This is a genomic window from Ralstonia sp. NFACC01 (assembly GCF_900115545.1).
GTDB lineage: Bacteria > Pseudomonadota > Gammaproteobacteria > Burkholderiales > Burkholderiaceae > Ralstonia > Ralstonia mojiangensis.
This window is the reverse complement of the sequence record NZ_FOWV01000009.1, coordinates 116,944-132,948: the sequence shown is the minus strand read 5'-3', so window position 1 is coordinate 132,948 and position 16,005 is coordinate 116,944. Positions and strand designations below refer to the sequence as shown.

The 16,005-nt window shown below is 64.8% G+C and carries 12 protein-coding genes; 11 read left to right on the top strand and 1 reads right to left on the bottom strand.

Features of this window, described 5'->3' with window-relative positions; translation table 11 throughout:
* The first annotated feature begins 68 nt into the window (after nt 1-68).
* The 9 genes from BM136_RS21225 (at nt 69) to BM136_RS21185 (ending at nt 11,477) form a co-directional block, all read left to right on the top strand.
* On the top strand, nt 69-1,130 hold the full coding sequence (locus BM136_RS21225) for an SMP-30/gluconolactonase/LRE family protein (RefSeq protein WP_254775723.1): 1,062 nt from the start codon (nt 69-71) through the stop codon (nt 1,128-1,130).
* Nucleotides 1,131-1,313: 183 nt separating this feature from the next.
* A complete protein-coding gene (gene kdgD / locus BM136_RS21220; RefSeq protein WP_092975375.1) occupies nt 1,314-2,252 on the top strand; it encodes a 5-dehydro-4-deoxyglucarate dehydratase in 939 nt (312 codons plus the stop codon).
* A 27-nt stretch (nt 2,253-2,279) separates the two neighbouring features.
* Nucleotides 2,280-3,851, top strand: a complete 1,572-nt coding sequence (locus BM136_RS21215; protein WP_092975373.1) for an aldehyde dehydrogenase (NADP(+)) — start codon at nt 2,280-2,282, stop codon at nt 3,849-3,851.
* Between the two features lie 98 nt (nt 3,852-3,949).
* On the top strand, nt 3,950-5,302 hold the full coding sequence (locus BM136_RS21210; protein ID WP_092975370.1) for an MFS transporter: 1,353 nt from the start codon (nt 3,950-3,952) through the stop codon (nt 5,300-5,302).
* A gap of 18 nt (nt 5,303-5,320) precedes the next feature.
* Complete coding sequence (locus tag BM136_RS21205) at nt 5,321-6,730, top strand: enolase C-terminal domain-like protein (RefSeq protein ID WP_092975366.1); 1,410 nt, start codon at nt 5,321-5,323, stop codon at nt 6,728-6,730.
* A 35-nt stretch (nt 6,731-6,765) separates the two neighbouring features.
* Nucleotides 6,766-8,367, top strand: a complete 1,602-nt coding sequence (garD, locus tag BM136_RS21200; protein WP_092975363.1) for a galactarate dehydratase — start codon at nt 6,766-6,768, stop codon at nt 8,365-8,367.
* A gap of 1 nt (nt 8,368) precedes the next feature.
* Nucleotides 8,369-9,214, top strand: coding sequence for an NAD-dependent epimerase/dehydratase family protein (locus BM136_RS21195; protein WP_092975360.1), 846 nt, complete (start codon nt 8,369-8,371; stop codon nt 9,212-9,214).
* 4 nt (nt 9,215-9,218) lie between these two features.
* Nucleotides 9,219-10,121 carry an SMP-30/gluconolactonase/LRE family protein gene (locus BM136_RS21190; protein ID WP_092975357.1) on the top strand — a complete coding sequence of 301 codons (903 nt, stop codon included), beginning with the start codon at nt 9,219-9,221 and terminating at the stop codon, nt 10,119-10,121.
* A 54-nt stretch (nt 10,122-10,175) separates the two neighbouring features.
* Nucleotides 10,176-11,477: an MFS transporter gene (locus BM136_RS21185; RefSeq protein WP_092975354.1), complete on the top strand. Its 1,302-nt coding sequence runs from the start codon at nt 10,176-10,178 to the stop codon at nt 11,475-11,477.
* Nucleotides 11,478-11,499: 22 nt separating this feature from the next.
* Here the strand turns inward: BM136_RS21185 and BM136_RS21180 are convergent, their stop codons facing one another.
* Nucleotides 11,500-12,081 carry a hypothetical protein gene (locus BM136_RS21180; RefSeq protein ID WP_092975351.1) on the bottom strand — a complete coding sequence of 194 codons (582 nt, stop codon included), beginning with the start codon at nt 12,079-12,081 and terminating at the stop codon, nt 11,500-11,502.
* 253 nt (nt 12,082-12,334) lie between these two features.
* Here BM136_RS21180 and BM136_RS21175 point away from each other — a divergent pair, with 253 nt between their 5' ends.
* On the top strand, nt 12,335-13,120 hold the full coding sequence (locus BM136_RS21175) for an MHYT domain-containing protein (protein WP_092975348.1): 786 nt from the start codon (nt 12,335-12,337) through the stop codon (nt 13,118-13,120).
* Between the two features lie 95 nt (nt 13,121-13,215).
* A complete protein-coding gene (locus BM136_RS21170; protein WP_092975589.1) occupies nt 13,216-15,960 on the top strand; it encodes an FtsK/SpoIIIE family DNA translocase in 2,745 nt (914 codons plus the stop codon).
* Nucleotides 15,961-16,005 lie beyond the last annotated feature (45 nt).

The following is a 16,005-nucleotide window of genomic DNA, read 5'->3' as shown; positions in this document are numbered from 1 at the left end:
ATCGCCGGTGCAAGAATCGGCTCGCCCCTTCGTCTTGAAGGGCCAATGACAACCATCAGGAGACGAGCATGTCCATGGAAAGCGCGGAAGTCGACCGCCGCAGGTTTCTCAGGAGCGTGGCAGGCGCAGGGCTTGCGGCGGCCAGCGGCCTTGCAGCCGCACAGAAGATCGAAGGGTTCAAGCCGAACGCGCGCTACCCGGACGTGGCGGTAGAAGTGCTGGATCCGAGCTTCCTGAAATACCGGCTCTACAGCAGTTCCGTAGAGCAACTTGCCACCGGCATGCGCTGGGCGGAGGGGCCGGTGTACTTTCCCGCCGGGCGCTACCTGCTGGTGAGCGACATCCCGAACAACCGCATCATGAAGTACGACGAGACGAACGGCGCGTTCAGCGTGTTCCGCGAGCCGTCGAACTATGCCAACGGCAACACGCGCGACCGGCAGGGGCGCCTCGTCACGTGCGAGCACTCCGTGACGCGCCGCATCACGCGCACCGAATTCAACGGCGGCATCACTGTGCTGGCCGATCAATATCAGGGCAAGCGGCTGAATGCGCCCAACGACATCGTGGTCAAGTCCGACGACAGCATCTGGTTCACCGACCCGACGTTCGGCATCAACGGCAACTGGGAGGGCTTCAAGGCGCAGCCTGAGCAGGCCACGACCAACGTCTACCGGATCGACCCGAACGGCGGCATCCGCGCGATCATCACCGACCTCGTCAACCCGAACGGCCTGGCGTTCTCGCCCGATGAGAAGAAGCTCTACGTGGTCGAGTGGAAGGGCACACCGTCGCGCAGCATCTGGAGCTACGACATCGCACCCGACGGCACGGCGTCCAACAAGACCAAGCTGATCGACGCCAACGGCGCGGGGGCGCTGGATGGTTTTCGCGTCGACAAGGACGGCAATCTCTGGTGCGGCTGGGGCTCGGACGGGCGCCTGGGCATCAATTCTGCCGACTACGACGGCGTGAAGATCTTCAACGCGCACGGCAAGCCGATCGGCTTCATCCACCTGCCGGAACGCTGCCCGAACCTGACCTTCGGCGGGCCGAAGAACAACCGTCTGTACATGGCCAGTTCGCATTCCCTGTACGCCCTTTATGTGGAGGCCGAGGGCGCGGTGTGACGCGCCAATGACCAAACGCGGCCGCGCCGTCACGTGCGGCTGCAGCATCGAAATCGGAGACTTAGGGAAGACCCTGTATCAATACAAGTTTTGTATTAATCGAGACAGCAGTTGGCTTGGACTTGAATCGATGCGGGTGCAAGAATTCGTTCATCAACAACACGCATTCATCGCGAGCGAGACATGTCCCGATACAGCCCCAAAGAATTCGCCCAACAGATCGGCTCTGGTCTGCTGTCCTTTCCGGTCACGCACTTCAAGGCGTCGGACCTGTCGTTCGACGAGGCAGCGTATCGCGCCAACCTGAACTGGCTGTTCAGCCACGATGCCGCTGGCCTGTTTGCCGCTGGTGGCACCGGCGAATTCTTCTCGCTCACCGCGGCAGAAACCGACCGCGTGGTGCGCGCTGCCGTGGCGGAAACCGGCGGCAAGATTCCGGTGATCGCCCCGGCGGGCCGCGGTACGGCCGAATCGATCGAATACTGCAAGGCCGCTGAAGCTGCCGGCGCCGACGGCATCCTGCTGCTGCCGCCGTACCTGACCGAAGCCTCCGCCGACGGCGTGGCCGCGCACGTGGAGCAGGTCTGCAACTCGACCAAGCTGGGCGTGATCGTCTACAACCGCGCCAACCAGATCCTCGACGAAAACCACCTCGAACGCCTGGCAGACCGCTGCCCGAACCTGGTCGGTTTCAAGGATGGTGTGGGCGATCTGGAACTGATGACGCGCATCTACGCCCGCCTGGGCGACCGCTTTACCTACGTTGGTGGCCTGCCGACCGCCGAGACCTTTGCGCTGCCGTACCTGACGATGGGTGTGTCGACGTATTCGTCGGCCATCTTCAACTTTGTGCCGAAGTTCGCGCTAGAGTTCTACGCCGCCGTGCGAGCGTTCGACAATGCCAAGGTCTACAAGATGCTCAACGAGTTCGTGCTGCCGTACATCCAGCTGCGCAATCGCAAGCGCGGCTATGCGGTGTCGATCGTCAAGGCCGGTATGAAGGTTATCGGTCGTGACGCAGGTCCGGTCCGCGCCCCCTTGACCGATCTGACCGACGCCGAAATGGCAGAACTGTCTGCGTTGGTGTCGCGCATTGCCGAAGTGGAAAAGCTGGCGGCCTGAGCGCAACCGAAAACACAAGGAATCGATATGCAATTGAGCGGCGAACTGTTGTTGGGTGCTGCCCGCGTGGCGGGTGGTGCCGGCAAGGTTCGCGCCATGAACCCCGCCACCGGGGAATGGCTCGAACCCGAATTCACCCTGGCCTCCAAGGCCGATGCCGCACGTGCCGCTGAACTGGCCGCCGCGGCTTTTGACGTTTACCGCGAGACCTCGCCGGAAACCCGCGCTGCCTTCCTGGAAGCCATCGCCAGCCAGATCGAAGCGCTGGGCGATGCGCTGATCGAACGCGCGATGGCCGAATCGGCACTGCCGCGTCCGCGCCTGGAAGGCGAGCGTGGCCGCACGTGCAACCAACTGCGCCTGTTTGCAAGCGTGGTGCGTGCCGGGGATGCCGTGGGCGCCCGTCTTGATTCGGCCCTGCCGGAGCGCAAGCCGCTGCCGCGCTCGGATCTGCGCATGCGCCGCATTGCGCTGGGCCCGGTGGCGGTGTTCGGTGCGAGCAACTTCCCGCTGGCGTTCTCGGTGGCGGGTGGTGATACCGCATCGGCGCTGGCTGCAGGTTGCCCGGTGGTCGTGAAGGCGCATCCGGCGCACCCGGGTACGTCCGAACTGGTGGGTCGTGCCATTCAAGCTGCGGTTGCCCAGTGCGGGCTGCCGGAGGGCGTGTTCTCGCTCATCCTGGCGGACAACGACGCGGCGGGTGCACTGGTGGCCGATCCGCATATCCAGGCAGTTGGCTTTACCGGTTCGCGCGCAGGCGGTCAGGCGCTGCTGCGCATTGCGCAGGCACGCCCGCAGCCGATTCCGGTGTATGGCGAGTTGAGTGCCATCAACCCCGTCTTCCTGCTGCCCGATGCGCTGGCCAAGCGCGCTGCTGCGCTGGGCCAGCAGTACGTGGCATCGCTCACGATGGGCGCGGGCCAGTTCTGTACGAACCCGGGCTTGCTGCTCGCCATCGACGGGCCGGAACTGGATGCCTTTGAAGCTGCCGCCGCTGCTGCCATGGGCGACGTGGCTGCGCAGCCCATGCTTACGGCGGGCATTCACTCCGCTTACACGCGCGGCGTCGACAAGCTGGCTGCCGAAGCCAACGTGCGCTGTGTCGCGCGCGGGCAAGGCAGCGACCAACCCAACCGGGGGCAAGCCGGCTTCTACATCACCGATGCGAAAAGCTTCCAGGCGCAACCGACGCTGCACGACGAGATCTTCGGTGCCACCGGCCTGGTCGTACGCTGCCGCGATGCAGAAGAGCTGCGCGCGCTGGCTGAATCGCTCGAAGGCCAGTTGACCGCCACGCTGCATCTGGATGCGGGTGATACAGCCATCGCGCGTTCGCTGCTGCCGATTCTGGAACGCAAGGCGGGGCGCATTCTGGCCAACGGCTGGCCGACCGGCGTCGAAGTGTGCCACGCCATGGTGCACGGTGGTCCCTGGCCGGCAACGACGGATGCACGCACGACTTCGGTCGGCACGGCAGCCATCGAGCGCTTCCTGCGTCCGGTGTGCTACCAGGATCTGCCGGCCGAACTGCTGCCCGAAGCGCTGCAAGACGCCAACCCGCTCAAGCTGCGCCGACTGGTAGATGGACGCTGGGCCTGAAGCCGTAGCGCTCGAATAGCAAAAACTACACGCCGGGCCGCACAGGACCCGGCAACCTGAACCACCGGCACGACGGGTGTCGGCTTAAGGAGGAGACGATGGACATCAAAGCCCCCGCAGTGGGAGCACAGGCCGTGCCGCGCGCTGAGCGCATGAGCCGCGTGCGTTTCGTGATCCTCGCGATGCTGTTTATCGTGACGACCATCAACTACGCTGATCGGGCGACCATCTCCATTGCCGGCTCGGCCATGCAGAAGGAGCTCGGCATCGATGCCGTGTCGCTTGGCTATATCTTCTCGGCGTTTGGCTGGGCCTATGTGATTGCGCAGATTCCAGGCGGCTGGCTGCTTGACCGCTTTGGCTCCAAGCGCGTGTACACCTTCAGCATTCTGCTGTGGTCGCTGTTCACACTGGCGCAAGGCGCGATCGGCTTCTTTACCGGGGCCACCGCCATCATCATGGTGTTCTGCCTGCGCTTCCTGGTAGGGGCGGCAGAGGCGCCGTCCTTCCCTGCCAACAGCCGTATCGTGGCAGCCTGGTTTCCCGCCAATGAGCGCGGCACCGCAGCGGCGATCTTCAACTCTGCGCAGTACGCCGCCACGGTGGTGTTTGCCCCGCTGATGGCCTGGCTGGTGCACGCATTCGGCTGGCATCACGTGTTTATCGTGATGGGCGTGATCGGCATCGTCATGGCGGTCGTGTGGAGAGCCTTCGTGCACGAGCCGAAGGACCACCCGGGCGTCAACCGTGCCGAAATCGAGTACATCGAAGCTGGCGGCGGCCTGGTCAACATGGACCGTGCCGGCGTGGCAAAGACGGAAGGGCCGAAACTCGGCTACGTCAAGCAGCTCCTGCAGAACCGCATGCTGATGGGTGTGTACATCGCGCAGTACTGCATCAATGCGCTCACGTACTTTTTCATCACGTGGTTCCCGGTGTATCTGGTGCAGGCGCGCGGCATGTCGATCCTGAAAGCGGGCTTTGTCGCGTCGATTCCCGCGGTGTGCGGCTTCCTCGGCGGCATTCTGGGCGGGATCATTTCTGATGCACTGCTTCGCCGTGGCGCCTCGTTGTCGGTGGCGCGCAAGGTGCCCATCGTGCTGGGCATGCTGCTCTCCATGACCATGGTGATCTGTAACTACGTCGATGCGCAGACTGTCGTGGTGGCCGTGATGGCGCTGTCGTTCTTCGGTAAGGGCCTCGGCGCGCTGGGCTGGGCGGTGAACTCGGATACGGCTCCGAAGCAGATCGCGGGTTTGTCTGGCGCGCTGATGAACACGTTCGGCAACCTGTCGAGCATCACGACCCCCATCGCCATCGGTTACATCGTCAACACCACGGGTTCGTTCAACGGTGCGCTGGTGTACGTCGGTATCCATGCCGCCGTTGCGATCGTCTGCTACCTGTTCATGGTGGGTGAGATCAAGCGTGTGGAACTCAAGCCGCTGTAAGCCACAGGAGCCTTTGAAGTGACGTTGCAATCGATCGAATCCGGCGCGCGCACCCACACACCGCGTGTGACGGAGATGCAGGTGATCCCTGTCGCTGGCCGCGACAGCATGCTGCTGAACCTATGCGGCGCGCATGCTCCGTTCTTTACGCGCAACCTCGTCATCCTGAAGGACAACGCCGGGCGCACCGGCGTGGGCGAGGTGCCGGGCGGGGAGGGCATCCGTCAGGCGCTGGAACGCGTGATTCCGCTGGTGGTTGGTCAATCGATCGGTCGTACCAATGGCGTGCTGAACAGCATTCGCCGGGTGCTTGCGGGCGGGGGCAATGCGGCGCACCCGGCGACGGTGCACCAGGTGACCTCCGCTTCGGAGGCCGCTGTGCTGCGCCAGCCGCACGAGATCAACCTGCGCATGGACAACGTCATCACGGCGGTGGAAGCCGCGTTGCTCGATCTGCTTGGCCAGTTTCTGGAGGTGCCGGTGGCCGAACTGCTCGGTGCCGGCCAGCAGCGCGATAGCGCGCCGATGCTCGCCTATCTGTTCTACGTGGGCGACCGTCGCAAGACTGATTTGCCGTACCTGGATGGCATCAACGGCGCCGACGACTGGCTGCGCCTGCGCCACGAAGCCGCGATGACGCCCGACGCCATCGCACGCTTGGCTGAAGCCGCCACCGCGCGCTACGGCTTTGCCGATTTCAAGCTCAAGGGCGGTGTGATGCCCGGTGCCGATGAGATGGAAGCGATTGCCGCCATCAAGGCGCGCTTCCCGCAGGCCCGTGTGACGCTGGACCCGAATGGCGCATGGTCGCTCAACGAGGCGATTGCGCTGTGCAAGGGCCAAGGGCATCTTCTGGCTTATGCCGAAGACCCGTGCGGCCCCGAAGCCGGCTACTCGGGCCGTGAAGTGATGGCCGAGTTCAAGCGCGCCACCGGCATTCCGACAGCTACCAACATGATCGCCACCGATTGGCGTCAGATGGGCCACGCCGTCCAACTGCACGCGGTCGATATTCCGCTGGCCGATCCGCATTTCTGGACCATGCAAGGCTCCGTGCGCGTCGCGCAGTTGTGCGACGAGTGGGGCCTGACGTGGGGCTCGCACTCCAACAACCACTTTGATGTGTCGCTGGCGATGTTCACGCATGTGGCTGCCGCCGCGCCGGGCAACATCACGGCCATCGATACGCACTGGATCTGGCAGGAAGCCGAGGAGCGCCTGACGCGCGAACCGCTGCGCATCCAGGGCGGCCACGTGGCCGTCCCGGAGCGTCCGGGCCTTGGCATCGAAATCGACATGGAGCGCGTCATGGCGGCCCATGCGCTTTACAACACCCTGGGCCCTGGCGCGCGTGACGACGCCATGGCCATGCAATACCTCGTGCCGGGCTGGACGTATGACCCGAAACGTCCGAGCCTGGGGCGTTGAAGCAAAACCCGTTTGAATCAATCACGGAGTCTGTGATGTCTGAACCGACGCTGGCCCCTGAGGCCGGCAACGCAACTGAAAAGGCGCTGACGATTCGCGTGCACGACGGTGACAACGTCGCCATCGCCGTCAACGCACGCGGCTTGCCGGCCGGCACGGCATTGGTCGATGGCACCGTGCTCGTTGAGGGCGTGCCGCAAGGTCACAAGGTGGCGCTGGTCGACCTGGCCGAAGGCGACGCCATCATCCGCTACAACGAGGTGATCGGCTATGCCGTGAAGCCGCTACCGCGCGGTAGCTGGGTCAACGAGCATGCCGTCAAGCTGCCGTCCGCGCCCGCGCTGGATGAGCTGCCGCTGGCCACGCGCCCCGACCCCAAGCTCGCCAAGCTTGAGGGTTACACCTTCGAGGGCTATCGCAACGCAGACGGCACGGTTGGCACGAAGAACGTGCTCGGCATCATGACCAGCGTGCAGTGCGTGGCCGGCGTGACGGATTACGTTGTTGGCCGCATCAAGCGCGAGTTGCTGCCGCGCTTCCCAAACGTTGACGATGTGGTGGCGCTTAACCACGTGTACGGCTGCGGCGTCGCCATCAATGCGCCGGCCGCCATCGTGCCGATTCGCACGCTGCAAAACCTGGCGCTCAACCCGAACTTTGGCGGCGAGATCATGGTGATCGGCCTGGGCTGCGAAAAGCTTGTGCCCGAGCGCCTCGTGCCGGAAAAGCTCGCGCCGGGCGGCCGCATTCCCATTGAAGTTGCCGGCACCGCAGATTCGCCCGTGCTGCGTCTGCAGGACGAAGCCTTCGACGGCTTTATCGGCATGACCGACGCCATCATGGAGATGGCCGAGCGCCGTCTGGAACACCTGAACAAGCGCCAGCGCGAAACTTGCCCGGCATCCGATCTCGTGGTCGGGGTGCAGTGCGGCGGCAGCGATGCGTTTTCGGGGGTCACGGCCAACCCCGCGGTAGGCTTTGCGGCGGACCTGATCGTGCGCGCAGGCGGCACCGTGATGTTCTCGGAAGTGACCGAGGTGCGTGACGCCATTCATCTGCTCACGCCGCGCGCCATTGACGAAGACGTCGGCCGTGCGCTGCTGCGCGAGATGGCCTGGTACGACGACTACCTGAGCGGCGGCCAGACTGACCGCAGCGCCAACCCGTCGCCTGGCAACAAGAAAGGTGGCCTGTCCAACGTGGTGGAAAAGGCGCTGGGTTCGATCGTGAAGTCGGGCAGCACGCCCATCGTCGACGTGCTTGGCCCCGGTGAGAAAGTGCGTCGCAAGGGCCTGATCTTTGCGGCAACGCCCGCGAGCGATTTCGTGTGCGGCACGTTGCAGCTGGCCTCCGGCATGAACCTGCAGGTCTTCACCACCGGCCGCGGCACGCCGTATGGACTGGCCATGGCGCCCGTCATCAAGGTGTCCACGCGCAAGGCGCTGTCCGAGCGCTGGCATGACCTGATCGACCTCGACGCAGGCCGCATCGCCACGGGCGAAGCGAGCATTGCCGACATCGGCTGGGAGCTGTTCCACCTGATTCTTGACGTGGCGAGCGGCCGCAAGCAAGTTTGCGCCGACAAGCTGGGCCTGCATAATGCGCTGGCTCTGTTCAACCCCGCCCCGGTGACCTGATATGACCACTGAAGTCCACGTTCAACCCGACCCGCTCGCGGGTGTGACCACGCGTTGCCACCGCCTGCTGCTCACTGGCGCAGGCGGCAACCTCGGCAAGGTGCTGCGCGAGCGTCTGCCCAAATACGCCGATTTTTTGCGCTTGTCTGATATATCAAATCTCGGCGAAGCGCGCACCGGCGAGGAGCTCGCACCGTGTGACTTGGCTGATGCGAAGGCCGTCGATGCGCTTGTTGCCGGCACGGATGCGATCGTGCATCTGGGCGGCGTGTCGGTCGAGCGGCCGTTTGAAGAGATCTTGCCGGCCAATATCGCAGGCACTTACAACCTGTACGAAGCTGCCCGTCGCCACGGCGTGCGCCGCATCGTGTTTGCCAGCTCGAACCACACCATCGGCTTCTACAAGCAGGGCGAGGTGATCGACAGCACCGTGCCCACCAAGCCCGATGGCTACTACGGGCTCAGCAAAGTATTCGGCGAACAGCTCGCCAGCTTCTATTTCGATCGCTATGGCATCGAGACGGTCGCCATCCGGATCGGCTCCTCGTTTGCCGAAGCGAAGGACCGCCGCATGCTCGTCACCTGGCTCGGCTACGATGACTTGGAACAGCTTATCCGCCGTGCCCTGTTTGTGCCGAGCGTGGGCTTTACCGTGGTCTACGGTATGTCGAATAACCGCGACCGCTGGTGGGACAACCGCCACGCCGCGCACCTCGGCTACACACCTACGGAGACGAGCGAGATCTTCCGCGCGCAGGTCGAAGCACAACCACCGCTGCCCGCAGATGACCCGGCGGCGCAGTACCAGGGCGGGGCGTTTGTCAAAGCCGGCCCGTTCGGAGACTGACGCAATGCAAGTGAACGTAGAGCCGGTGGTCGAGCGGGTTGGCAGCATGCAATGCGGGGTGGGCGAAAGCCCCATCTGGCACGCCGGCGAGCAGGCGCTGTACTGGACAGACATTCCGGGCCGCAGGCTATGGCGCTGGAACTTCTTCTCCGGCCAGGCCAACAGCTGGGCGTTGCCCGAGATGGCCGGCTGTATTGCCATGACGTCCAACGGCTGGGCGATGGCCATGGAGACGGGCATCTTCCTCGCGCCACAGCCCAGCGCCGGCGCCGAGCTTGGCCCGCTGCAGCGCCTCGCCACGGTGGCGCACCCGCGCCCTGACATGCGCTTCAACGACGGCCGCTGCGACCGCCAGGGCCGTTTCTGGGGCGGGACGATGGTGCAGGACACGTCGCTGGGTCTGCCGATTGGCAAGCTGTATCGCTTTGATGCGCAGGCCACTCACGCCGGGCGTGTAGATGCCGTTATCGACGATCTGATCGTGCCGAATGGCTTGGCTTTCAGCCCCGATGGCAGGACGATGTATCTGTCGGATTCGCATGCAAGCCGCCAGACCATCTGGGCCTTCGACTACGACGTCGACACCGGCACGCCGCACAATCGCCGCGTCTTCATCGACATGAATGTGCACCCGGGGCGTCCGGATGGCGCCGCGGTGGACGCCGATGGCTGCTACTGGATCTGCGGCAACGATGCTGGGTTTGTGCACCGTTTCACGCCGGATGGCCGTCTCGATCGCAGCATTGCCATTCCCACGTCCAAACCTTCCATGTGCGCATTCGGTGGGCCCGGGCTGGACACCCTGTTTGTGACGTCGATCCTGATCGGCGACGACCCGCTCTCGGGCGCCACGTTTGCAGTGCGCCCGGGCGTGACCGGATTGCCGGAACCTGTCTTGCACCTCTGAACCCGCAGTTCGCCCCACACACAAGAACACACCGGGGCTTTTAGGAGACAACTCATGAAACCCATCAAAGGCTTGCGCTGGTGGATCATCGGCCTCGTACTCAGCGGCCTGATCATGAACTACCTGGCCCGCAATGCGCTGGCGGTGGCGGCGCCTGAAGTCAACAAGGTGCTGAACATCAGCACGCAGCAGTACGGCTACATCGTCGCGGCATTCCAGGCGGCCTACATGGTGATGCAGCCGGTGGCAGGCTACGTGCTTGACGTGCTGGGCACCAAGCTGGGTTTTGCGCTGTTTGCGGCGGCCTGGTCGGTGGTCTGCCTGCTGCACAGTACGGCGGGAAGCTGGCTGTCGCTGGCGGCGTTCCGCGCGATGCTCGGGATGACGGAAGCGGCCGGTTTCCCTTCGGCGCTGCGGGCAACGGCAGAGTGGTTCCCGGCTAAGGAGCGGTCGATTGCAACCGGCTGGTTCAACATCGGCTCGTCCGTGGGCGCGGTGGTGGCGCCGCCTCTGGTGGTCTGGTGCATCTTGCACGGCAACTGGCGTTTCGCCTTTGCCGTGATCGGCGGGATCGGCCTGGTGTGGAGCGTGCTGTGGTTCCTGCTGTATCGCGTGCCCGCCAAACACCACCGCCTGTCGGCAGAAGAGCGCGATTACATCCGCGCCGGCCAGGAAACACCCGACGACAACGCGAATGTGCCCAAGCCGTCGTGGGGCAAGATCGTCAGTGGCCGCCGGTTCTGGGGCATCGCCATCCCGCGCTTTTTGTCTGAGCCGGCATGGCAGACGTTCAATTATTGGATTCCGCTTTATATGGCCACCGAGCGCCATATGAACCTGAAAGAGATCGCCCTGTTTGCGTGGCTGCCGTTCCTGGCAGCGGACGTGGGGTGCGTGCTGGGTGGCTATCTGGCGCCGTGGTTCCAGAAGCGATTCTCGGTATCGCTCGTGACGTCTCGCAAGTTGGTGATGGTGACTGGCTGTCTGTGCATGATCGGCCCCGCCTGCATTGGTCTGGCGACGAGCCCCTACACGGCGATTGCGCTGTTCTGCGTGGGTGGCTTTGCGCACCAGACGCTCTCTGGCGCGCTGTACACGCTCACGTCCGACATGTTCGGCAAGCATGAAGTCGGCACAGCTGTGGGGCTGGCGGGCATGTCCGGCTACATGGGTGGCATGCTCTTCTCGCTGGCGGTCGGCACGCTGGCAACGACCATCGGCTACAACCCGCTGTTCGTGGCGCTGGCGGTGTTCGACATCGTGGCGGCCATCCTCGTGTGGACCATGCTCAACGACAACCAGGCGCGTCCGGTGCCAGTGCAGCCAGGCGGAACGGCGCCCAGCACGGCGGTTTGATTTCTCTTGTCGCCAACGTCGATCACGCAGCCCGCTGAGCAATCTTCGGGTTGAGCTTGGCAGGGCTGAGCGGGTCGAAGTCGACCCACTCGCCGTCGCGCCAGCGGCCTGCGGCTTCTTCAACATCCATTCCGCCGCCGCTGGCCAGAATGCGCGCGGCTTCGGCCTCTCGCTCCGGTGTCACATGTACGGCCAGCAGCACGCCGGAATGGCGCGTGCGCAACGTGGCGTCGGGCGGCTGCGCAGGATTGGGCTCGTCTCGCGTGGCGAGCATCGCACCCGCCAGCGAGCCGATATAGGCGCCCACCCCGGCCGCCACTACCGAGAACAGCACGGCCACGTGCAGCGCAATCAGCACCATTACGCCGGCGACCGCGCCAATTGCGGCGCCAATCGCCATTCCCTTGCCGGCGCCCGCATGCGCGCGAGCAGCACCCGGGTCTGCGTTGCGGTCGCCGCCAATCGGAAACGCTGCGTGCTGGCCGGATGGGTTGACGAAGAAGACGTTCACATCGTCCTCGGAAAAGCGCTCGGCAAAAAGCGCGCGTGCGGCGCCTTCGGCGCGTTCAAACGTGTCGAAACGGGCAGCGACGATGAGCGACATGGGGCCTCCTGAGAAACGCATTTCTCATAGCGCAAGCAAGGCGGGGGCCAGCACCCAAAGTGGACCCAAAGTTACCTAGATCAGGTAATTGGCCGGGCAACCACTCGTCTCCATACTTGCCCACCAAGGCCTGATCAAGGCCAATCTCCAGCCACACGATAACGAGAACGTGGCTGCCCAGAAGTCGGGGGCAGCCGGCCGATACCGCCCGGCGATCTGGCGGTCTTTTGGTATTACAACGGGAGGGTGTCTCATGTTCAACGGCTTTTCTGCGGTGCCGGGCGCGGTTGTGCCCTATGCATACGACTGGCTGCTGGTGGGGCTGTCGTATCTCATCTCGGTGGCGGGGGCGTATGTCGGCTTGCGATGGTCAAGACGCGTGCGCAACAAGAACGGCACCATCGACATGGACCGGCTGCTCTGCGCCAGCGTGGCGCTCGGCGGCGGTGCTGTCTGGTCTATGCACTTCATCGGCATGGCGGCCTATCGGACACCCGTCCGGATCGAGTTTGATCTCTTCATGACCATGGTGTCGCTGGTGGTGGTGATGGTGTTTGCCGCCGGCGGCCTTGTCATTGCATCGCGCACCACGGGCAACCGCCTGCGCAACATTTCCGAGGGTGGTGTGCTGACCGGCCTTGGCGTGGCGGTGATGCACTACACCGGCATGGCTGCTGTGCACACCAACAGCAACTTCGACTGGGACATCTCCATCATGGGCATCTCGGCGTTGATTGCGGTGGTCGTGTCGATGGTCGCGCTGTGGCTTGCAACAACCGTCAAAACACGCAGCCAGCAGTGGGGCGCGGCGCTCATCATGGGCGTAGCCGTCTGCGGCATGCACTACACGGGCATGACGGCCGGCACGATGATCTGCACGGGGCAGAGCTATTCGCCGTCGCTGTTCGCCATTGAAGGCAGCAACATCGGCTATGCCGTGTTTGCGCTGGCCGGCACCATCCTGATGATCATTCTGCTGATCGAGGCCTCGCGCAGCGCAAGCAGTGCACGCGCCACTGCATCGGGCACGCTGCGCTGAAACGTGTTGCCTGAACGCCCGGCCGACTGTTTTTCGGTCGGGCGATTCTCATGGCGGTGGCGCGCCCCGCTACAATCGCGGCCTGGCATTTGTCGATGGCGTTTGAAATGGTGCTTGGCTGGTTTGGGATTTCCACCGTGTGGCTGCTGCCGCTGGTGTGGCGGTATGTAACGCGCGCGCTGGCGGGGGAGCGGGACTTCCTCAAAGGTCGGGGCACCGTGCGGCTCTGGCTGGTGACGCTCGTCGCGCTGAGCGCCAGCGCCGCGCTTGAAGCTCTGACTTCCGGGGCCGATCCGCAGGACAAGGCGGGAGGTGCTGCCGGGCGCGCAGTGTCGTCGCTGTTCTCGCACATGCTGGGCTGGACAGGGGCGTTCCTCCTGATGCTGGGCGTGCTGATCTGGGTCGCGCCCATGGTGTTCGGACGATCGTGGGGTCAGGTGTTCAACCGCCGCCGCACGGCTGATGCCGAGATGTCTGCCGAGCCAGACACCCGCCACGACGAACCCGTTGACGATGGCTTGAAACCGACCGCGCTTGGTCTCGGCGGGGCAGGGGAGGCGCGCTGGAGCGGTAATACCGGCCACACGCAGCCCGCCGTGCGTCACCGTGGCATCGAAGCCGTTTCTGCGCGGCGCCAGCCCGCGTGGCAGCCACCCCCGCGAACGCGCCCCTCGCCGCCGCAGCCGGGCGAAATCTGGCCGCTGATCGATGCAAAGAAGGGCGCGCCGGCAGACGCGCCCGCAAGCGCGAAGACGGCGCCGCCTGTCGCAGCGCCCATTCCGCCGCAGGCGCCTCCAGCGCGCCCCAAACCGCGCGCCACGATCGTCAGCAGCCCGTTCCATCAACCGCAACTGGGTCTGCAGGCGCCAGCGCCGGCACCAGCTGCACAGGCCATGCCCCCAGGCGAGCCGGTTGTCCTGGCCGAGCCGGCCGTGCCGGAGTTGGTGGAAGCGCAAGCTCCCGTTGCAGAAACTCAGTCCGTGGATCTGGACGCCGTACGCCAGGAGGCTGAGGCGCTCCTGGCCGAACTGCGCGGGCTGATGGCGCCCGCCGTAGCGACGATGCCCGAGCCGGAGGTTGCCGAGCCGCTAGTCGAAGCTGACGCTGCTCCGATTGTCGAAGCATTGCCCGAGGCGGAAGTGTTGTCCGAGGCGGAAGCACTGCCCCGCACGCCGTCCATCGAGCCTACCGCGCAGCCGGAAGCCGCGCCTGCATTGCCCACGCCCAAGCCGCGCATCGTCTTGCCTGCCGTGGTGGGGGAGGTGGTGTCACGGGCGGCACCGGCCATCGCCGCCGTGCCCGCTCCGGCGCCCGCTCCTACACCTGTTCCGGCTCCTGTTGCACCGCGCATCGTCGATTACCGCCTGCCGGGCACCGCATTGCTGACCGCCGCATCCACCAGCGCTGAAGCGGTCTCCGCCGAACACCTGGAGGAGACCAGCAACCTGATCGCCCAGCGCTTGGCGGAGTTCAAAGTACCGGTGACGGTCGTTGGCGCCTCGGCCGGCCCGGTCATCACGCGTTTCGAGGTCGACCCGGCGATTGGCGTACGTGGCGCGCAGGTTGTCGGGCTGATGAAGGACCTGGCGCGCGCGCTGGGCGTGACGTCCATCCGGGTGGTCGAGACCATCCCCGGCAAGACATGCATGGGCCTGGAGCTGCCCAACGCCAAGCGCGAAATGATCCGCTTGTCGGAAGTCGTGAACGCGGCGGATTTCCAGTCGCACGCATCGCACCTCGTACTGGCCATGGGCAAGGACATCACCGGCAACCCGGTGGTGACCGATCTCGCACGCGCACCGCACCTGCTGGTGGCCGGCACGACCGGCTCGGGCAAGTCGGTGGCCGTCAACGCGATGATCCTGTCGATGCTGTACAAGGCCACGCCCGACGACGTGCGCATGATCATGATCGACCCGAAGATGCTGGAGCTTTCGGTGTACGAGGGCATTCCGCATCTGCTGGCACCGGTCGTGACGGACATGAAGCAGGCCGCGCACGCGCTCAATTGGTGTGTGGGCGAAATGGAAAAGCGCTACCGCCTCATGTCGGCGCTGGGCGTGCGCAACTTGGCCGGCTACAACCAGAAGATCCGCGCGGCGGAACAGGCCGGCCGCAAGGTGCCGAACCCGTTCTCGCTTACGCCCGATGCGCCCGAGCCGCTCTCAACGCTGCCGCTGATCGTGGTCGTCATCGACGAGTTGGCCGACCTGATGATGGTGGCCGGCAAGAAGATCGAAGAACTGATCGCGCGCCTCGCACAGAAGGCCCGTGCCGCCGGCATACACCTGATTCTGGCGACGCAGCGGCCGTCGGTCGACGTCATCACCGGCCTGATCAAGGCGAACATTCCCACGCGCGTGGCGTTCCAGGTGTCCTCCAAGATCGACTCGCGCACGATTCTCGACCAGATGGGCGCTGAATCGCTGCTTGGCCAGGGCGACATGCTGTTCTTGCCGCCGGGCACTGGCTACCCGCAGCGCGTGCACGGCGCGTTCGTTGCCGACGAAGAAGTACACCGCGTGGTCGAACACTGGAAGCAGTTTGGCGAACCCGAATACGACGAGGCCATCCTCGCCGGCGATCCGGCTGAAGTTGCCGCGAGCGGTGATCTGTTCGGTGGCGAAAGCGGCGATGCAGAAGCCGATCCGCTCTACGACGAGGCCGCGGCGTTTGTGCTCAACACGCGCCGCGCGTCGATTTCCTCCGTGCAACGGCAACTGCGCATCGGCTACAACCGTGCTGCACGGCTCATCGAACAGATGGAGGCGGCGGGGCTGGTGTCGCCGATGGGGCGGAATGGGCAGCGTGAGGTGTTGGCGCCGGCAGGCGGGGAGTGACAGGCGGGTGTCTGCCACTCCCGGGGGGGGTGCGGCGCGACTGAT

What these genes read in the sequence shown, in the direction of transcription:
- BM136_RS21210 (WP_092975370.1), top strand. Translation starts at nt 3,950, where the DNA reads ATGGACATCAAAGCCCCCGCAGTGGGAGCACAGGCCGTGCCGCGCGCT.
- BM136_RS21180 (WP_092975351.1), bottom strand. Translation starts at nt 12,081, where the DNA reads ATGTCGCTCATCGTCGCTGCCCGTTTCGACACGTTTGAACGCGCCGAA.
- BM136_RS21190 (WP_092975357.1), top strand. Translation starts at nt 9,219, where the DNA reads ATGCAAGTGAACGTAGAGCCGGTGGTCGAGCGGGTTGGCAGCATGCAA.
- kdgD (WP_092975375.1), top strand. Translation starts at nt 1,314, where the DNA reads ATGTCCCGATACAGCCCCAAAGAATTCGCCCAACAGATCGGCTCTGGT.
- BM136_RS21215 (WP_092975373.1), top strand. Translation starts at nt 2,280, where the DNA reads ATGCAATTGAGCGGCGAACTGTTGTTGGGTGCTGCCCGCGTGGCGGGT.
- garD (WP_092975363.1), top strand. Translation starts at nt 6,766, where the DNA reads ATGTCTGAACCGACGCTGGCCCCTGAGGCCGGCAACGCAACTGAAAAG.
- BM136_RS21225 (WP_254775723.1), top strand. Translation starts at nt 69, where the DNA reads ATGTCCATGGAAAGCGCGGAAGTCGACCGCCGCAGGTTTCTCAGGAGC.
- BM136_RS21175 (WP_092975348.1), top strand. Translation starts at nt 12,335, where the DNA reads ATGTTCAACGGCTTTTCTGCGGTGCCGGGCGCGGTTGTGCCCTATGCA.
- BM136_RS21170 (WP_092975589.1), top strand. Translation starts at nt 13,216, where the DNA reads ATGGCGTTTGAAATGGTGCTTGGCTGGTTTGGGATTTCCACCGTGTGG.
- BM136_RS21185 (WP_092975354.1), top strand. Translation starts at nt 10,176, where the DNA reads ATGAAACCCATCAAAGGCTTGCGCTGGTGGATCATCGGCCTCGTACTC.
- BM136_RS21195 (WP_092975360.1), top strand. Translation starts at nt 8,369, where the DNA reads ATGACCACTGAAGTCCACGTTCAACCCGACCCGCTCGCGGGTGTGACC.